This is a genomic window from Serratia sp. Z4, assembly GCF_009900725.1.
Classification (GTDB): domain Bacteria; phylum Pseudomonadota; class Gammaproteobacteria; order Enterobacterales; family Enterobacteriaceae; genus Serratia; species Serratia nematodiphila.
Window position 1 is genome coordinate 345,877 of sequence record NZ_JAAABD010000002.1, and the last position, 17,322, is coordinate 363,198.

At 58.3% G+C, this 17,322-nt stretch carries 16 protein-coding genes, 2 tRNA genes and 2 other RNA genes; 11 read left to right on the plus strand and 9 right to left on the minus strand.

The annotated features are described in order from the left end of the window. Positions 1-9: 9 nt before the first annotated feature. The 4 genes from GT753_RS09465 to rssA form a co-directional block, all read right to left on the minus strand. The gene (locus tag GT753_RS09465) at positions 10-1,353 is read right to left on the minus strand and encodes a UDP-glucose/GDP-mannose dehydrogenase family protein (RefSeq protein ID WP_004932175.1); all 1,344 of its coding nucleotides are present in this window, start codon (positions 1,351-1,353) and stop codon (positions 10-12) included. A 40-nt stretch (positions 1,354-1,393) separates the two neighbouring features. Continuing rightward, complete coding sequence (galU, locus tag GT753_RS09470; protein ID WP_015378094.1) at positions 1,394-2,311, minus strand: UTP--glucose-1-phosphate uridylyltransferase GalU; 918 nt, start codon at positions 2,309-2,311, stop codon at positions 1,394-1,396. A gap of 213 nt (positions 2,312-2,524) precedes the next feature. Further along, a complete protein-coding gene (gene rssB / locus GT753_RS09475; RefSeq protein ID WP_004932178.1) occupies positions 2,525-3,538 on the minus strand; it encodes a two-component system response regulator RssB in 1,014 nt (337 codons plus the stop codon). Between the two features lie 103 nt (positions 3,539-3,641). Then, the gene (gene rssA / locus GT753_RS09480; RefSeq protein ID WP_015378095.1) at positions 3,642-4,544 is read right to left on the minus strand and encodes a patatin-like phospholipase RssA; all 903 of its coding nucleotides are present in this window, start codon (positions 4,542-4,544) and stop codon (positions 3,642-3,644) included. Between the two features lie 118 nt (positions 4,545-4,662). Between rssA and GT753_RS09485 the strand changes: the two genes are divergently transcribed. The 9 genes from GT753_RS09485 to GT753_RS09525 all read left to right on the plus strand — a co-directional run bounded on the left by GT753_RS09485 (position 4,663) and on the right by GT753_RS09525 (position 9,081). Further along, complete coding sequence (locus GT753_RS09485; protein WP_004932183.1) at positions 4,663-5,127, plus strand: YchJ family protein; 465 nt, start codon at positions 4,663-4,665, stop codon at positions 5,125-5,127. 68 nt (positions 5,128-5,195) lie between these two features. Continuing rightward, positions 5,196-6,044, plus strand: a complete 849-nt coding sequence (gene purU, locus GT753_RS09490) for a formyltetrahydrofolate deformylase (protein ID WP_004932187.1) — start codon at positions 5,196-5,198, stop codon at positions 6,042-6,044. Positions 6,045-6,219: 175 nt separating this feature from the next. Next, positions 6,220-6,304: transfer RNA gene (locus tag GT753_RS09495), tRNA-Tyr, on the plus strand. Positions 6,305-6,517: 213 nt separating this feature from the next. Beyond that, positions 6,518-6,602 (plus strand) — tRNA-Tyr (locus GT753_RS09500). Positions 6,603-6,650: 48 nt separating this feature from the next. Continuing rightward, positions 6,651-6,777, plus strand: a non-coding RNA gene (locus GT753_RS09505) — RtT sRNA. Positions 6,778-6,825: 48 nt separating this feature from the next. After that, a non-coding RNA gene (locus GT753_RS09510) (RtT sRNA) lies at positions 6,826-6,953 on the plus strand. Positions 6,954-7,155: 202 nt separating this feature from the next. Further along, the gene (locus GT753_RS09515) at positions 7,156-7,728 is read left to right on the plus strand and encodes a TIGR00730 family Rossman fold protein (protein ID WP_004932190.1); all 573 of its coding nucleotides are present in this window, start codon (positions 7,156-7,158) and stop codon (positions 7,726-7,728) included. Between the two features lie 101 nt (positions 7,729-7,829). Further along, complete coding sequence (xthA, locus tag GT753_RS09520; protein WP_004932192.1) at positions 7,830-8,636, plus strand: exodeoxyribonuclease III; 807 nt, start codon at positions 7,830-7,832, stop codon at positions 8,634-8,636. 43 nt (positions 8,637-8,679) lie between these two features. Further along, on the plus strand, positions 8,680-9,081 hold the full coding sequence (locus GT753_RS09525) for a pyrimidine (deoxy)nucleoside triphosphate diphosphatase (RefSeq protein WP_004932193.1): 402 nt from the start codon (positions 8,680-8,682) through the stop codon (positions 9,079-9,081). Between the two features lie 21 nt (positions 9,082-9,102). Here the strand turns inward: GT753_RS09525 and GT753_RS09530 are convergent, their stop codons facing one another. From GT753_RS09530 to GT753_RS09550, 5 genes are all read right to left on the minus strand, one after another. Beyond that, positions 9,103-9,399 carry a YnjH family protein gene (locus GT753_RS09530; protein WP_004932195.1) on the minus strand — a complete coding sequence of 99 codons (297 nt, stop codon included), beginning with the start codon at positions 9,397-9,399 and terminating at the stop codon, positions 9,103-9,105. After that, the gene (locus tag GT753_RS09535; RefSeq protein WP_021503851.1) at positions 9,396-11,321 is read right to left on the minus strand and encodes a DNA topoisomerase III; all 1,926 of its coding nucleotides are present in this window, start codon (positions 11,319-11,321) and stop codon (positions 9,396-9,398) included. The genes GT753_RS09530 and GT753_RS09535 overlap by 4 nt, the downstream gene beginning before the upstream one ends. Continuing rightward, complete coding sequence (gene mnmH / locus GT753_RS09540; RefSeq protein ID WP_160125686.1) at positions 11,321-12,430, minus strand: tRNA 2-selenouridine(34) synthase MnmH; 1,110 nt, start codon at positions 12,428-12,430, stop codon at positions 11,321-11,323. The genes GT753_RS09535 and mnmH overlap by 1 nt, the downstream gene beginning before the upstream one ends. Positions 12,431-12,438: 8 nt before the next feature. Continuing rightward, the gene (gene selD / locus GT753_RS09545) at positions 12,439-13,482 is read right to left on the minus strand and encodes a selenide, water dikinase SelD (RefSeq protein WP_118891967.1); all 1,044 of its coding nucleotides are present in this window, start codon (positions 13,480-13,482) and stop codon (positions 12,439-12,441) included. Positions 13,483-13,639: 157 nt separating this feature from the next. Next, positions 13,640-14,191 carry an NAD(P)H nitroreductase gene (locus GT753_RS09550; protein ID WP_004932204.1) on the minus strand — a complete coding sequence of 184 codons (552 nt, stop codon included), beginning with the start codon at positions 14,189-14,191 and terminating at the stop codon, positions 13,640-13,642. Between the two features lie 160 nt (positions 14,192-14,351). Here GT753_RS09550 and sppA point away from each other — a divergent pair, with 160 nt between their 5' ends. Further along, complete coding sequence (gene sppA, locus GT753_RS09555; protein WP_044031094.1) at positions 14,352-16,208, plus strand: signal peptide peptidase SppA; 1,857 nt, start codon at positions 14,352-14,354, stop codon at positions 16,206-16,208. A 93-nt stretch (positions 16,209-16,301) separates the two neighbouring features. Beyond that, complete coding sequence (ansA, locus tag GT753_RS09560; protein ID WP_004932210.1) at positions 16,302-17,318, plus strand: asparaginase; 1,017 nt, start codon at positions 16,302-16,304, stop codon at positions 17,316-17,318. Positions 17,319-17,322: the final 4 nt, after the last annotated feature.

Sequence of the window (17,322 nt, forward strand, 5' to 3'; positions counted from 1 at the left end):
GCCCACTCCTTAAATAACCGGTTTAATCGAGGCACCGCGGCCAATCGCATAGTAGGTAAAGCCGCGATTCGCCAAACGCTCAGGATCGTACAGGTTACGTCCATCGAAGATCACCGGCTGCTTCAACGCGCCCTTGATCACATCAAAGTCCGGTGCGCGGAAATTCTGCCATTCGGTGCAGATCACCAGAGCATCGGCGCCGTGCAACGCAGCCTCTTTGGTACCCATCAGCTTCAAGTCGTCGCGCTGGCCATAGATGCGCTGAACTTCGTTCATCGCTTCCGGATCGTAGGCCTGAACGGTGGCGCCGGCAGCCCACAGCTGCTCCATCAGCACACGGCTGGACGCTTCACGCATGTCATCGGTATTCGGCTTGAACGCCAGACCCCACAGTGCGAAGGTTTTGCCCTTCAAATCGCTGCCGAAATAGTCTTTGATAAAGCTGTTCAGCTTGTCTTTTTGTTGGTAGTTGACCTGCTCTACCGCCTGCAACAGCTTCGGTTGGTAACCGATCTGCTCCGCCGTGCGGATCAGCGCCTGAACATCTTTCGGGAAGCAAGAACCACCGTAGCCACAGCCAGGATAGATGAAGTGATAACCGATGCGTGAATCGGAACCGATGCCCTGACGCACTTTCTCAATGTCCGCGCCCAACATTTCCGCCAGGTTGGACATTTCATTCATAAAGCTGATTTTGGTCGCCAGCATGCAGTTGGCGGCATATTTGGTCAGCTCCGCGCTGCGGATATCCATCATGATCATACGATCGTGATTGCGGTTAAACGGCTCGTACAGCTCGCGAATAGGCTCGATCACCTCTTTATTATCGGTGCCGATCACGATGCGCTCAGGGCGCATGCAGTCAGCCACCGCAGCGCCTTCCTTCAGGAATTCAGGGTTGGACACCACGTCGAACGGCACGTTGCTGCCGCGTTTTGCCAGCGTTTCCGCCATCACCTGACGCACTTTGTCCGCCGTACCGACCGGCACGGTAGATTTGTCGATCACCACTTTGCGATCGGTCATGTGCTCGGCGATGGTGCGCGCCACCGCGGTGACATATTTCAGATCGGCGGAACCGTCTTCATCCGGCGGCGTACCGACGGCGATAAACTGGATATTCCCGTGCGCCACGCCCGCTTTGGCATCGGTGGTGAAATGCAGGCGCCCAGCCTCATAGTTTTGCTGTACCAGCGGCGTCAGACCCGGTTCAAAAATCGGGATATTCCCTTTTTTCAGGTTCTCGACTTTTCGTTCGTCAACATCGATGCACATAACATCATGGCCAACTTCAGCCAGCACGGCGGCCTGTACCAGCCCCACATAACCAATACCAAAAACTGTTACTTTCATGTGAAAATCCTAGTTTTTCAAATTAAGACGAAAGATCAAATTACTTCTTGTCAGCGGCAACAACCTGTTGCAGCCACTGAGAAAACTCTTTGCCCAGGCTGGCATGACGCATGCCGTACTCCACGAAGGCCTGCATGTAACCCAGTTTGTTACCGCAGTCATGGCTCACGCCTTTCAGGTGATACGCTTCCACCGTTTCCTGCTGCATCAGCATTTCGATGCTGTCAGTCAGCTGAATTTCATCGCCGGCGCCTGGAGGCGTTTTCGCCAACAGCGGCCAAATATCGGCGGACAACACATAACGACCGACAATCGCCAGGTTGGAAGGGGCTTTATCCGGCGACGGTTTCTCAACCACGCTGACCATCGGCGCGCTTTCGCCCGGTTGCAAATCAACGCCCTTACAGTCGGCTACGCCGTAGTTTCCGACATCCTTATGCGGCACGGGTTCAACCATGATCTGGCTGACGCCGGTGGCTTCGAAGCGCTGCAGCATTTCGTGCAGGTTGTCTTTTTTCGGATCGGCGCTGTATTCGTCGAGGATCACGTCCGGAAGCACCACCGCGACCGGTTCATCGCCCACCATCGGGTAGGCACACATAATCGCGTGCCCCAGGCCTTTGGCATTACCCTGACGAACCTGCATCACGGTAACGCCTTTCGGGCAGATCGACTGCACTTCGTCCAGCAATTGGCGCTTGACGCGTTTTTCCAGCATCGCTTCGAGTTCGAAACTGGTATCAAAATGGTTTTCGATCGAGTTCTTGGAGGAGTGGGTGACCAGCACAATCTCGTTAATCCCCGCCGCAATGCACTCATTGACGACGTATTGGATCAGAGGTTTATCAACCAGCGGCAGCATTTCTTTCGGAATGGCTTTGGTGGCCGGCAACATCCGCGTACCCAAGCCTGCAACCGGGATCACGGCTTTTCTGACTTTGCGATTTACAGCAGGCATTATTTCCTCTCTTAAAGCTAAAGCGCTCATTTTATGAGCGTGGGCTCGATATAAAAAAACCTTCGGAGTATACCAGCTTATGCGCGCCGAGCATTAACCAGAACACAAATAGAAAACATTTAGGACTATTACCCGTTCGGATAATCCGGAGAATAAATAAACGGTTTAATTACAGATAAGTAAATAGCTTAAGATCGCGCCGATCGCTGCCTGCTATTCAGCGCTGAGCATCAGTCGCAATCGGCCACCGCTGCCCCATACCTGACATTGCCAGGCGGTACAACGCTGGCTGATCTGATTCATGTAGGTAGCCCCCAGCGTCCCCAGTGGCACGCCGTTGCTCAGCTGGATTTGATTGTCACCGGTATTGACGTTGGCATGCAGCCCGGCGGAAACCAGAATCAGGTTTTTATTTTCGGCGTGATAATATCCCAACAACAGAGGGAATTGACCGTCCAATTTCCCCTGCCGCAATAATTGATTAACCTGCTTTAACAATGCCGACATTTGCGGCAAACGATGCTGTTGATTAGCCAGATGGTCCTGCAGCAGCCCATTAAATAATGCGCGCAACAGCAGCGCCGCCAATACGCCATTATCGCCGGCGCGCGTGACGTCCAGACAATAGAATGCCAGATCCTTTTCTGACAAGGCGGCGATATCCAGCACCAGGCCGGGATTTTCGCCGGTGGTTAACTGCCGATAGTTGATCCGGCAATGCGCAATGGTCTGCTGTACCGGCGGCTGCAGTTGCTTAAGCAGTTTGACGGCTTCGGAAGGATTTTTGCTCAACGCATCCCAATCCTGAAACAGTTCAACCTCTTCAATCGCCTGGGAGGTGAACATATTGGGGTATAAGCACGCCAGCACCGCTTCACGCAGGCGATTGAGATCGGTCAGCGGCTTGAGCAGCACATCCTGCACGCCCAACCGCAGCACCTTGGCGATGTCCGCCATCTTGTCGGTGGCCGAGATCACCAGTACCGGGATCTGCAGCCCCTGCAAACGCAGGTGTTCAACGAATTCGATACCGCCCATTTCCGGCATCGCGAGATCGCACAGAATCAGATCCGGCTTGAAGTCATCGACGGCACTCAGCGCCTGTAAACCGTTGGTCGCCTCGCCGGTTTCAGCGCCCAGCGAGGTCAGATAACCGACCAGCACGGAACGAAAAACCTGTTCGTCCTCAACGATCAAGATGCGCTTGTGAGTGAGTGGTAATGCCATCAGCCGAGCCTCGTCCCTTTCCATAGTGTAATAGTGGCTCAAAAAGGTCACTTATGCTCGTCTGAAACAGACCAACTGCGCATTGCCAACCAAGAACCGAGAATTATCTATTTTTTATCAACGGCAACAACCGATCCAGTTGTTTTTCAACCGCCAGCAACCCCGCCTCGATCGCTTCATCGGCGCGGTGGAAATCCAGCGTTGAGATTTGCGGGCAAAAAGGCTGGATCAAGACATCCGGCGGATCGCTCGCCATCCGGTTGCGCTTCAGGCGATTCTCCAGCATTTGAATCGATGTGCTCATAATCTCCATCGCCGTCGGCGCCGTAGCCGGTTTGCGCTTGCGCATTCTGCCGACGCGTTCCCGAAGACGCCCGCGCCAGGTAGCCGCAGGCGCATCGTCCGGGCTTTCTTCCTCGATACGTATCGAGAACAGATCCTGCTGCATCAGGTGCGCGTCATGCTGCAGATCGACCGCAATGACGATATCGGCGCCCATGGCGCGGCAAAGCGACACCGGCACCGGATTGACCACCGCGCCATCCACCAGCCAATAGCCGTCGGCCCATACCGGCGCCAACAGGCCGGGCATGCTGCAGGAGGCGCGTATCGCCTGATGAATATCGCCTTCGGTCAGCCACAGCTCACGGCCGGTACTGAGATTGGTCGTCACGGCACCGAACTTCAACGCACAATCGGCGATATCATTGATCTTCAGCAGCTGTCCAACGGCGTTAAACACCCGCTCGCCGCGCAACAGGCCGCCGCGCTGCCAGGAAAAATCCATCAGGCGAATCACGTCCCAATAGCTGAACGATCGCACCCACTGCTCCATCGCCGGCAGGCGATGGCTGGCGAACGCGGCGCCCACCAACGCGCCGACAGAGCAGCCGGCAACGATATCGACCTCAATCCCCAGCTTCTTTAACGCATTGATCACGCCGATGTGCGCCCAGCCTTTAGCCGAGCCCGCTCCCAGCGCCAGTCCGATCTTGATTTGCCGCATCGCGTCATCCTCTCGGTAAACGGTGTTCTCTGCTTTCAGGGTAGATTGTCACTGACGAATATTGTTAGGTAACATATGCGCTAAATTCATTTTCAGCCTCGTTTTCTCAGGAGTCATTTTGCCCGAATCATGCCCATGCGGCAGCGGACTGGCGTATAACGCGTGCTGCGCCCCTTTTATCAGCGGCAGTCAACCGGCGCCGACGCCCGGCCAACTGATGCGTTCACGCTTCACCGCCTACGTGAATCATAACGTCGACTATCTGATCGCCACCTGGCACCCCGACTGCGGCGCCGAAGCGTGGCGCAATGCCATCGTCGACAGTTTTAAGAATACCGAGTGGCTGGGCCTGACGATCGTGGAAGAGAAAGCCGGTCATGAGCCGGATGAAGGCTTCGTCGAATTCATCGCCCGTTTCACCGATGGCGAAAGCGGCGAGCCGCAGACGATGCATGAGCGCTCGCGCTTCCTTCGTCGCGATCAACGTTGGTATTATATCGACGGCACCAAACCCCAGCCCGGCCGAAATGCGATGTGTCCCTGTGGCTCAGGGAAAAAATACAAGAAGTGCTGCGGGCGCTAATCGGCCGGCGCTTCACGTTTACGCCTGCGCAGACAGGCCGTTCAGTATCAGACAGGATCCTCAAACCCATGCCACACCAAAATGTACAACGGAAAGTGTTACGCACCATCTGCCCGGACGCCAAAGGGCTGATCGCCAAGATCACCAACATCTGTTACAAGCACGAACTCAATATCGTCCAGAACAATGAGTTCGTCGATCACCGCACCGGGCGTTTCTTCATGCGCACCGAACTGGAAGGCATTTTCAACGACAACACGCTGCTGGCCGATCTGGACAGCGCCCTGCCGGAAGGTTCACTGCGTGAACTGCACAGCACAGGGCGCCGGCGCATCGTGGTGCTGGTCACCAAAGAGGCGCACTGCCTGGGCGATCTGTTGATGAAAAGCGCCTATGGCGGCCTCGATGTTGAGATCGCCGCCGTAATCGGCAACCACGACACGCTGCAAACGCTGGTGGAGCGTTTCGATATTCCTTTCCATCTGGTGAGCCACGAAGGCTTGACGCGCGAACAGCACGACCGCGAAATGACGGCCAAGATCGATCAATATCAGCCGGATTACGTGGTGCTGGCCAAATATATGCGCGTGCTGACCCCGGCCTTCGTGCAACATTATCCGAATCAGGTAATCAACATTCACCATTCGTTCCTGCCGGCGTTTATCGGCGCACGACCTTATCACCAGGCCTACGAGCGCGGGGTAAAAATCATCGGCGCCACTGCCCATTACGTTAACGACAATCTCGACGAAGGCCCGATCATCATGCAGGACGTGATCCACGTCGATCACACCTATTCCGCCGAGGATATGATGCGCGCCGGCCGCGACGTGGAGAAAAACGTGCTCAGCCGGGCCCTGTATCAGGTGTTGGCGCAGCGCGTCTTCGTCTACGGCAATCGCACCGTTATTCTGTAATCGTTCAATAAATCGGTGCATTTCGTTCAGGGATGCACCGCCAAGAATAAAAAAACGGCAAACGATTCATTTTCTGCATTTCAATGCTTTACACATCCGCTTCATTTGATATGATGCGCCCCGCTTACCGAGACAGCGCTCTCGCAAGCAAGGCCAGTTAAATAGCCATGTATATGGTGGGGTTCCCGAGCGGCCAAAGGGAGCAGACTGTAAATCTGCCGTCACTGACTTCGAAGGTTCGAATCCTTCCCCCACCACCATCTTTTCGTTGCTGATACGCATTGGGTTAAAGCGAATCAGAAAGGGAAGGATAACGCGCTTTAGCGCGGCCCGAAGGGTGAGGAACGAAGTGACGAATAATCCTTCCCCCACCACCATCTTCTCTCTGCCAGGAGCGAAGACGCAGTAAAGAAACCGGCCAGGTTTCTTCCGGGTAAAACCGGAACAACAATTTGTAAATCCATGAATACCATGGTGGGGTTCCCGAGCGGCCAAAGGGAGCAGACTGTAAATCTGCCGTCACAGACTTCGAAGGTTCGAATCCTTCCCCCACCACCATCTCTTGCAGAAAATCCCAAAACTGAGTTAAAAGCACATCGCCTCCATAATGCTCCGCACAGGGGAAGGATGAGAAGTTTCGACAAGGTTCGAGTCTCACGCAGTGAGACAACGCGCTTCAGCGCGGCCCGCAGGGTGAGTCGCGCAGCGACGAATCATCCTTCCCCCACCACCACCTTTTGCAGAAAATCCCCGAACCTAATTAAAAGCACATCACTTCCATAATGCTCCGCATTGGGGAAGGATGAGAAGCTTCGACCAAGGTTCGAGTCTCACGCAGTGAGACAACGCGCTTCAGCGCGGCCCGCAGGGTGAGTCGCGCAGCGACGAATCATCCTTCCCCCACCACCACCTTTTGCAGAAAATTCCAAACCCTACTTAAAACACGTTGCATCCAATGTTCTCGTATCAATAAATCAAGTTATCTCCCCTTATCTCCCCTTATCGCCGCTTTCACCTTGATGTTTTATCTCCTCTCTCCCAGCCGTAACTTGAACTCCGGCCGACAATTCGCTATACCACTGGCTTCTTTAGTGCAGTAAGGAACAGGTGGATGCGAAACAATATTTGCGTTTTTTGTGGCGCCAGCGAAGGCGTCAATCCCGCTTATGCCGAGCAGGCTCGTCAACTGGGGCAACTGCTGGCCGCACAGGGGCGCCGTTTAATCTATGGCGGCGGCAAAAAAGGATTGATGGGGATCGTGGCAGACGCGGTGTTGGCCGCAGGCGGTGAAGCGGTCGGCATTATCCCCGAGCGCCTGGTTGAAGCGGAAACGGCGCATCGCGGCCTGACTGAATTGGAAGTGGTGCCAGACATGCATACGCGCAAAGCCCGTATGGCAGCGCTGGCGGACAGTTTTATCGCCCTGCCCGGCGGCATCGGCACGCTGGAAGAGCTGTTTGAAATCTGGACCTGGGGGCAAATCGGCTATCACAATAAGCCGGTCGGCCTGCTGAACGTCAACGGATTCTACCGCCCGCTGAGCCAGTTCCTCGAGCACGTCGCCGATCAGGGTTTTATGCGTCACGACTATCTCGGCACCCTGCACATCAGCGAATCGGCACAGACGCTGCTGCAACAGTTTGACGACTATCAACCTAAAAATTACGACCGCTGGGCGAAATAAACCCGCGGCGCAGTCAGCGGTCCTGCCGCTGTCTGCGTTACATTTCCCGCCAAACTCTGCTACTATCACAGCACATTTTTCTCGTGAAAACGGCACCGCTCATGAAGTTTGTCTCTTTTAATATCAATGGACTGCGCGCGCGTCCGCATCAGCTGGCGGCAATTATCGAACAGCACCAGCCCGACGTGATCGGTCTGCAGGAAACCAAAGTTCACGATGACATGTTCCCATTGGAAGAAGTCAGCCAGCACGGCTATCACGTGTTCTATCACGGGCAAAAAGGCCATTACGGCGTGGCGCTGCTGACCAAAGCGGAGCCCCTGGCCGTGCGCCGCGGTTTCCCAACCGATGAAGAAGACGCGCAGCGTCGCATCATCATGGCCGATCTGGCTACGCCGCAGGGCACGCTGACGGTGATCAACGGCTACTTCCCGCAAGGTGAAAGCCGCGACCATCCGATCAAATTCCCGGCTAAAACACGCTTTTATCAGGATCTGCAAAACTACCTGGAGCAGCAGCTGTCGGCGGAATCCCCGGTGCTGATCATGGGTGACATGAATATCAGCCCGAGTGATTACGATATCGGCATCGGCGAAGACAACCGCAAACGCTGGCTGCGCACCGGCAAGTGCTCCTTCCTGCCGGAAGAGCGCGAATGGATGGATCGCCTGCTGAACTGGGGCCTGGTGGATACCTATCGCCACGCCAACCCGGGGCGCAACGACGAGTTTTCATGGTTCGACTACCGCTCCAAAGGGTTCGACGACAATCGCGGCCTGCGTATCGATCTGCTGCTGGCCAGCACCCCGCTGGCTTCGCGCTGCATCGCCACCGGCATTGATTACCAAACCCGCGGCATGGAGAAACCTTCCGACCATGCGCCGGTCTGGGCGGAATTCACGCTGTAACCCCATCCCCCGGCGCTCGCCGGGGTTTTATTCTGTGAAGCCGATGAAAATTATCGACGTAGTAGCCGCCATTCTGGAACAAAATGGGCGTATTTTGCTGGCCCAGCGCGGCGCAGGCAGCGATCAAGCCGGCCTGTGGGAGTTTCCCGGCGGTAAGGTAGAAACCGGCGAAAGCCAGCCGGAGGCGCTGACGCGCGAGCTGGATGAAGAATTGGGGATTAACGCCCGTATCGGTAACTATGTGGGCAGCAATCAGTGGCGGCAAGGCGAACGCATCATCCGACTGCATGCCTGGCGAGTCGCGGAGTTCTCCGGTGAACTGCAACAGCGCTGCCATTCGGCGCTGGTCTGGGTCACGCCGCAACAGGCGCAGGAATACCCCCTGGCGCCCGCTGACGTTCCACTGTTGGCGGATTATCTCGCCGCGCAAGGCGAGGCGCGCTGAGCGCGGTGACAGGTTACATCGTCACTTCTTCAATCGTACCCAAATCAAGGGGTTGGTGCCGATAGTATTAGGCTCACGCACGCACTGCAGCACTTCCCCTTCGACTTTGAGCACCGCCCCCTCGGAATAGTTCTGATTCTGGTAGACGCAACAACGGCTGCAGGGCTGCGCCGACGGCGGATTGTCGCCGCTTTTGGCCGCGCCCCAGATCTCCGGCGAAACCGGTAGCACCACGTCCACATCGCCGCGATTGGCGGCGGCCAGGCCGGAAAACATCAGGGCCGCGGCAGCCAATACACCAGTGAGTCCACGCTTCATTCACTCTTCTCCTGCGCCTTGCCGGCGCTTTTCCTGCGTTTTTTGCCTCCGCTGGAGGGCGGCGGCGGCAATCCACGAAACGCCATGCTCGCCCGGCTCTGCTTGGCCTGATAAATCAGCTCTTGCAGCGTGCCGACCAACGGCTGCATAAAGTCCTGATAGCGGCAGGATTTCTCGCTGATTTGCGTCAGCGTGGCTTCCCAGTTGGCCGTCATATCAGGGCGCGCAGCAAGATCCGGCAGCGAGTGAATCAACGCGCGCCCGGTTTCGCTGGAGTGAATATAGCGTCCCTTCTTGTACAGAAACGCCCGCTTGAACAGCAATTCGATGATCCCCGCTCGCGTCGCTTCCGTACCTAAACCATCGGTCGCCCGCAGGATTTTCTTTAGCGCTTTATCTTGTACGAACCGCGCGATGCCGGTCATGGCCGACAACAGGCTGGCGTCAGTAAACGGCCGCGGCGGCTGCGTCTGGCGCTCCACCACTTCACCGCGCTCGCACAACAGCTCATCATCTTTAGCCACCACCGGCAGCGGCGCACCTTCGTTCTCCTCGTCACGCTCCTTGCTGCCCAGCAGCGTACGCCAGCCGGCCTCCGCCAGGAATCGCGCCTTGGCGATAAATTTGCCGCCGGCGATATCCAGCTCGATCACACATTTGCGGAATACCGCATCCGGACAGAACTGCATCAGATACTGGCGCGCCACCAGCCCATACACGTTCCGCTCATCCTGCGTCAGATTAATCTTGCCGGCGCGGGCGGTGGGAATGATGGCGTGGTGCGCGTCGACCTTTTTATCGTCCCAGCAACGGTTGCGGCGATCGCTGTCGATCACCGGCTGCGGATACAGCTCGGGCTGGTGCACGCTGATGGCGTTCAGCACCGCGTGGCGGCCGGCGAAATGCTCTTCCGGCAGGTAGCGACAGTCGGAACGCGGATAGGTAATCAACTTGTGGGTTTCGTACAGCCGCTGGCAAACGTCCAGCACCTGTTGCGCGCTGAGGTTATAACGCCGGGCCGCTTCGATTTGCAGCGTGGAGAGCGAAAACGGCAGCGGCGCGGTATCCGATTCCCGTTTATCGTTATAAGACGTGACCAGAGCCGGCTGGCCTTCAATGCGCTTGACCACATGCTCCGCCAACGGCCGGTGCAGCAAACGCCCCTCTTCGTCCTGATAAGGCTCGCACGACTCGCTGGGCTGCCACAGCGCCACGAAACGCTCTTCTTTCGGCGTGACGATGTGCGCCTTGACCTCAAAGAAGTCTTTCGGCACGAAGTTTTCGATCTCTTCATCACGCCGTACCACCAATCCGAGCACCGGCGTCTGCACCCTGCCTACCGACAGCACGCCGTCGTAACCGGCGTTGCGGCCCAGCAGCGTATAAGCGCGGGTCATATTGATGCCGTACAGCCAGTCGGCGCGCGAACGCGCCAGCGCAGACACGCACAGCGGGATGAAGTCACGGTTGTCGCGCAGGCGTTCAACCGCGCGCTCCACCGCCTGCGGGTTGAGATCGTTGATCAGACAGCGGCGCACGTTCTGGCGTTTTTCCGGCGTCAGATCCAGGTAGTCCAGCACCTCATCCACCAGCAGCTGCCCTTCGCGATCCGGGTCGCCGGCGTGAACCACTTCATCGGCTTCAAGCAGCAACTTTTTAATGGCGTTGAGCTGTTTACTGACCGAAGGCCGCGGCTGCAACCGCCATTTTTCAGGAATGATCGGCAGGTCTGCCAACGACCAGCGCGCATAGCGGCTGTCATAAGCGTCAGGCTGAGCCTGCTCCAACAGGTGGCCGACGCACCAGGTCACCACATCGTTGTTGCCACAGGCGATATACCCGTCGCCGCGGCGATGCGGCTTGGGCAATACGTCGGCAATGGCGCGCGCCAAACTCGGTTTCTCGGCTATGAACAGTCGCATTAATCACCGTTTTTCTGGCTGAACGTCATCAAGAATTCTCTTACTTCTGCATAGTTCCCACGGAAGACGATCCGCTGGGCTTTCTTTTCCAACTGATAGCAATACATCGGATCGTAGTACTGCTGCAACAAGGGCGCCAACCACTCGCTGTGCGCGTCACCCTGGCCGCTGAGACGCTGTGCCCGCAACGCCGCTTCCAGCCGCTGCGTCAGCTGCTGGAAGCGCTCCAGGCCCAACCGGCGGCGAATGGCGAACAGGCCGTGATGCAGATAGTCGTCGTACTGCCGCCAGCCTTCTTCCACGCCATAGGCCTGTTCGAACTGTTCGCGCATCCCGTCGATATATTCGGCCTGCAGGCGTGCCAGGCGAATATCAAACGGATCGTCGATCACCGCCACCGGCGCCTGCTGCATGCCGTTGAACAACGGCAACGGCAGATTGTTGCTGCCGATGATCCGCCCTTCGTCTTCCAGCACCCAACGGCGGCTGCCACCATGCTGTTTTTTCAGCAATAACACAGCCAGACGATTCTCAAAATCGATCTGTGAGCTTTGCCCCGCCAGCGTTCGGCCAAAAGATGAACCGCGATGGCGCGCCGCGCCTTCCAGATCGACGCCGTCGGCCAGTTCGTTGACCAACAGCGTCTTGCCGCTGCCGGTATTGCCGCCCACCAGGGCCATCGGCAATGCCGCGCTTTGCGCCAACACGCCGAGCAGATAATTGCGCAGCGCCTTATAACCGCCAATGATACGCGGGTACTCGACGCCGGCCTCATGCAACCATTGCTGCACCAGCTGTGAGCGCAGACCGCCGCGGAAGCAATAGAGATAGCCTTCGGGCCGCTGCGCACAGGCCGCCAGCCAGGCGGCGGTGCGCTGTTCGCGCAGTTTGCCGTTCACCAGACTGTGGCCGAGCGCGATCGCCGCTTGCTGACCATGCTGCTTATAGCAAGTGCCCACCGCCTGCCGCTCGCTGTCGACCATCAGCGGCAGGTTCACCGCCTGAGCGAAGGCGCCCTGCTGAAACTCGATCGGCGCACGCACGTCAATCAGCGGCACGTCCTGCAGAAAAATGCGTTGATAATCGGCGCTGTCCGGCCTGCCTTGCATCTTGGACACTACACAACCTCGATCAGCGGTTTACCTGCCTGTGCGGCATGCAGCTCACCGATAGAATTGAGCGTGATGCCGTGCTGCTCGGCAATCGCCAGCACCTGCGCCTGCGCCTCCGGCAATACCGCCAACAGCAAACCGCCGGAGGTTTGCGGATCGCACAGCAGCTGACGCTGCAAATCGCTCATCTCGCCCACAAGATGGCCGTAACTGTCGAAGTTGCGCCCGGTGCCGCCCGGCACGCAGCCCTCGGCGATATACGCCTCGACATCCGGCAGCTTCGGCACCCGATCGAACCAGACCGTCGCCTGCAGACCGGAGCCCTGACAAACCTCGCTCAGGTGGCCCAACAGGCCAAAGCCGGTGATGTCGGTCATCGCCGTGACGCCCGCCACTTCGGCAAAGTCGGCGCCCGGCTTGTTAAGACGGCACATCACGTCCGTCGCCAGCCCTTGATGTTCAGGGCGCAGCTTGCTTTGCTTCTCGGCGGTCGTCAGCACGCCAATGCCCAGCGGCTTGGTCAAATAGAGTTGCGCCCCGGCCTGTGCGGCGCTGTTCTTTTTCACTCGCTCGGTATTGACCACGCCGGTGACCGCCAGGCCGAAGATAGGTTCCGGCGCATCGATGGAATGGCCGCCGGCCAGCGCGATCCCCGCCTGCTGGCAAGCGAAACGTCCGCCGTCGATCACCTGCTGCGCCACCTCCGGCGGCAGTTTGGCGATCGGCCAGCCGAGAATGGCGATCGCCATGATCGGTTTGCCGCCCATGGCGTACACGTCGCTGATGGCGTTAGCGGCGGCGATACGGCCGAAATCGAACGGATCGTCGACGATCGGCATGAAGAAGTCGGTAGTGCTGATGATGCCGACGCCGTTGCCGATGTCATACACCGCCGCGTCGTCGCGGGTTTCATTGCCGACCAACAGACGCGGATCGACAAATTTTTCCCGCTCGCTGTGCAGGATGGTTTCGAGAACTTTCGGTGAGATTTTGCAGCCGCAGCCAGCGCCATGGCTGTACTGGGTTAAACGGATCGCTGGCGATGTCATAGTCCACTCCCTTCGATAACGGCACTCAAGATAACATAGGGTAGCGCTTGCCGAGGGGATTGATAAGAGCGGGCCGCCGATAAGCGAACGGCCTGCTCAGAAACCATGCAATTTTGCGGGGTTTGGCGCATTTTCGCCGCGCCCCGTTGGATAATACTTAGAAATAGCTGACGAAAGGCGTGCTGTCCGGCGGCGTCACTTTAGTGGCGGCCTTCAGCTGCGGCGTGCCCAGATAGAGGAAACCGACGATCTCGTCCTGCTCGCGGCAACCGAAGGCTTCACGCACCAGCGCATGCTCGGTCCAGGCGCCGGTGCGCCAGATGCCGTTAAAGCCCTGCGCCAGCGCCGCCATCTGCATCGCCTGCACGGCGCAACCGGCGGAAACCACCTGCTCCCAGCGCGGCACCTTGGTCTCTTCAGTGCAATGCGCGATGACGGTGATGATCAGCGGTGCGCGGAACGGCGCCTTGGTGGCTTTTTCGATCGCCGCTTCATCCAACTGATCCTGCTTCGCCGCCGCCTGCAGCAGCTGACTGAAGCGCTCCAGGCCCTGATTCTCGATCATCACGAAACGCCACGGCTGCAGCGCACCGTGATCGGGCGCACGCAGGCCCGCGTTGATGATGTTTTGGCGCACTTCCCCCGCCGGCGCCGGTTCCGCCAGGCGCGAAGCCGAGCGACGATTCAATAAAAGATCCAGAGCATCCATCGTAAACTCCTGATAACAATTTTCATTCCGGCCACGTTAACATAGCTAAACGGCGAGTTACAGCCTCGGCGATAGCGTCTGTGTGCCACGATTTAAAGCTGACATTTACCCGGCCGCTCATTAGGATAGCGGAACATTCTCGACTCTTGTTGGAGAGCACATGCGCACATTGTGGCAAATTATTGCCGGCATTTTCCGGTGGACATGGCGTCTGCTGAATTTTATCAGGGAACTGATCCTTAACCTGTTCCTGGTCCTGCTGATCCTGGTTGGGGTCGGCATCTATCTGTCCTTCCAAAGTTCCTCCACCTCGACGGCCCCGGCGCGCGGCGCGCTGTTGGTCGATTTAAGCGGCGTGGTGGTCGATCAGCCTTCGGTAAACAATCGGGTGCGGCAATGGGGGCGTGAACTGTTGGGCGCCTCCAGCAGCCGCCTGCAGGAGAACTCGCTGTTCGACGTGGTGGACAGCATCCGCAAGGCCAAAGACGACAAAAACATTACCGGCATGGTGTTGCAGCTGAATGACTTCGCCGGCGCCGATCAGCCGTCGCTGCGCTATATCGGCAAAGCGCTGCGCGAGTTCCGCGACAGCGGCAAACCGATCTTCGCCATCGGCGACAGCTACAACCAAACGCAATACTACCTGGCCAGCTACGCCAACAAGGTCTTCCTGTCGCCGCAGGGCGCGGTCGATCTGCACGGTTTCGCCACCAACAACCTGTATTACAAGTCGTTGCTGGACATGCTCAAGGTCACCACCAATATCTTCCGCGTCGGCACCTATAAATCGGCGGTCGAACCGCTGATCCGCGACGATATGTCCCCGGCGGCGCGCGAAGCGGACAGCCGTTGGATCGGCGGCCTGTGGCAGAACTACCTGGAGACCGTGGCCGCCAACCGCCAACTGACGCCGCAGCAGCTGTTCCCGGGCGCAGCCGGCGTGCTGAGCGGCCTGCAGGCGGCCGGTGGCGACACCGCCCGCTATGCGCTGGACAATAAGCTGGTGGACGAGCTGGCGTCGCGCACCGCGATCGAAAATCAGCTGGTCAAGACCTTCGGCTGGGACAAACAGGCGAACGATTTCAACGCCATCAGCATCTACGACTACCAGCCGAAGCCGGACGCCAACCAGGGCGGCAAGATCGCCGTGGTGTTCGCCAACGGCGCCATCATGGACGGCCCGCAGACGCCGGGCAACGTCGGGGGGGACACCACCGCCGCCGAGCTGCGCCAGGCGCGCCTGGATCCGGCCGTCAAGGCCGTGGTGTTCCGCGTCAACAGCCCAGGCGGTAGCGTCAGCGCGTCCGAAGTGATCCGCTCCGAGCTGGCCGCCGTGCGCGCCGCCGGCAAACCGGTGGTGGTGTCGATGGGCGGCATGGCCGCGTCGGGCGGCTACTGGGTCTCGACGCCGGCCGACTATATCATCGCCAGCCCGAGCACCCTGACCGGTTCTATCGGCATTTTCGGCATCATCAATACCTACGAGAAAACCCTGGATACGCTGGGTGTGCACACCGACGGCGTGGCGACCTCGCCGCTGGCCGATATCGCGGTCACCAAGGCGCTGCCGCAGGAGTTCTCGCAGATGATGCAGCTGAATATCGAAAACGGGTATAAGAACTTCCTCGATCTGGTCGCCAAATCACGCAAGATGACCCCGCAGCAGGTTGACCAAATCGCACAGGGTCACGTCTGGCTCGGCAGCGACGCCAAGGCCAACGGCCTGGTCGATCAGTTGGGCGATTTCGACGACGCGGTGAAGAAAGCCGCCGAGCTGGCAAAGCTGCAGCAGTGGCAGCTCGACTGGTTCGTCGATACCCCAAGCCTGAGCGATATGGTGCTCAGCCAGTTTGGCGTTTCCATTCACGCCATGCTGCCGGCCGCGATTCAGGCCATGCTGCCCGCCCCGCTGGCTTCGGTCGCCAACGCGGTGAAAGAACAACCTGGCTTGTTCAATAACCTGAACGATCCGCAAAACCGTTATGCGATCTGTCTCACCTGCGGAGAAGTCCGCTAACAAATAATTCTGCAGCCCGGCCACCGCCGGGCTTTTTTTCTGCCGCCATGTCCCTATAATTCAGCCCATCTTATCTTTGTTAAAATCATAACCATGCAAAAGAAATCCATTTACGTCGCCTACACCGGCGGCACCATCGGCATGCAGCGTTCCGAGCACGGCTATATTCCGGTTTCCGGCCACCTGCAGCGTCAGCTGGCGCTGATGCCGGAATTCCATCGGCCGGAGATGCCGGATTTCACCATTCATGAATACGCGCCGCTCATCGATTCCTCGGATATGACGCCGGAAGACTGGCAGCACATCGCCGACGACATCAAACAGAACTACGATCGCTACGACGGCTTCGTGATCCTGCACGGCACCGATACCATGGCGTTCACCGCCTCGGCGCTCTCCTTCATGCTGGAGAACCTGGCCAAACCGGTGATCGTCACCGGCTCGCAGATTCCGCTGGCGGAGCTGCGCTCCGATGGCCAAACCAATCTGCTGAATGCACTGTACCTGGCGGCCAACCATCCGGTGAACGAAGTCAGCCTGTTCTTCAACAACAAGCTGTTCCGCGGCAACCGCACCACCAAAGCGCACGCCGACGGCTTCGACGCCTTCGCTTCCCCCAATCTGCCGCCGCTGCTGGAAGCCGGCATCCATATTCGCCGCCAGCAAGGCATCGACAGCCCGGCTTGCAACGGCGCGTTGCAGGTGCATGACATCACGCCGCAGCCGATCGGCGTGGTCACCATCTATCCGGGCATTTCCGGCGCGGTGGTGCGTAATTTCCTGTTGCAGCCGGTCAAGGCGCTGATCCTGCGCTCCTACGGCGTCGGTAACGCGCCGCAAAAGGCCGAGCTGATCGACGAGTTGCGTGCGGCCTCTGAACGCGGCATCGTGGTGGTCAACCTGACGCAGTGCATCTCCGGGCGCGTCAATATGGAAGGCTACGCCACCGGCAACGCGCTGGCGCATGCCGGGGTGATCAGCGGTTTCGACATGACGGTGGAAGCCGCCCTGACCAAGCTGCACTATCTGTTGAGCCAGCCGCTGACGCCGGAACAAATCCGCGCCCTGATGCAGCAAGATCTGCGCGGCGAGCTAAGCATCAACGGTTAACTTA

Excerpts from the sequence above, each read along its gene's own strand:
- GT753_RS09525 (WP_004932193.1), top strand. The coding sequence starts at position 8,680 with ATGAAAATTATCGACGTAGTAGCCGCCATTCTGGAACAAAATGGGCGT.
- galU (WP_015378094.1), bottom strand. The coding sequence starts at position 2,311 with ATGCCTGCTGTAAATCGCAAAGTCAGAAAAGCCGTGATCCCGGTTGCA.
- rssB (WP_004932178.1), bottom strand. The coding sequence starts at position 3,538 with ATGGCATTACCACTCACTCACAAGCGCATCTTGATCGTTGAGGACGAA.
- GT753_RS09515 (WP_004932190.1), top strand. The coding sequence starts at position 7,156 with ATGCGAAACAATATTTGCGTTTTTTGTGGCGCCAGCGAAGGCGTCAAT.
- GT753_RS09535 (WP_021503851.1), bottom strand. The coding sequence starts at position 11,321 with ATGCGACTGTTCATAGCCGAGAAACCGAGTTTGGCGCGCGCCATTGCC.
- sppA (WP_044031094.1), top strand. The coding sequence starts at position 14,352 with ATGCGCACATTGTGGCAAATTATTGCCGGCATTTTCCGGTGGACATGG.
- ansA (WP_004932210.1), top strand. The coding sequence starts at position 16,302 with ATGCAAAAGAAATCCATTTACGTCGCCTACACCGGCGGCACCATCGGC.
- GT753_RS09465 (WP_004932175.1), bottom strand. The coding sequence starts at position 1,353 with ATGAAAGTAACAGTTTTTGGTATTGGTTATGTGGGGCTGGTACAGGCC.
- mnmH (WP_160125686.1), bottom strand. The coding sequence starts at position 12,430 with ATGCAAGGCAGGCCGGACAGCGCCGATTATCAACGCATTTTTCTGCAG.
- purU (WP_004932187.1), top strand. The coding sequence starts at position 5,196 with ATGCCACACCAAAATGTACAACGGAAAGTGTTACGCACCATCTGCCCG.
- selD (WP_118891967.1), bottom strand. The coding sequence starts at position 13,482 with ATGACATCGCCAGCGATCCGTTTAACCCAGTACAGCCATGGCGCTGGC.
- GT753_RS09530 (WP_004932195.1), bottom strand. The coding sequence starts at position 9,399 with ATGAAGCGTGGACTCACTGGTGTATTGGCTGCCGCGGCCCTGATGTTT.
- rssA (WP_015378095.1), bottom strand. The coding sequence starts at position 4,544 with ATGCGGCAAATCAAGATCGGACTGGCGCTGGGAGCGGGCTCGGCTAAA.
- xthA (WP_004932192.1), top strand. The coding sequence starts at position 7,830 with ATGAAGTTTGTCTCTTTTAATATCAATGGACTGCGCGCGCGTCCGCAT.
- GT753_RS09550 (WP_004932204.1), bottom strand. The coding sequence starts at position 14,191 with ATGGATGCTCTGGATCTTTTATTGAATCGTCGCTCGGCTTCGCGCCTG.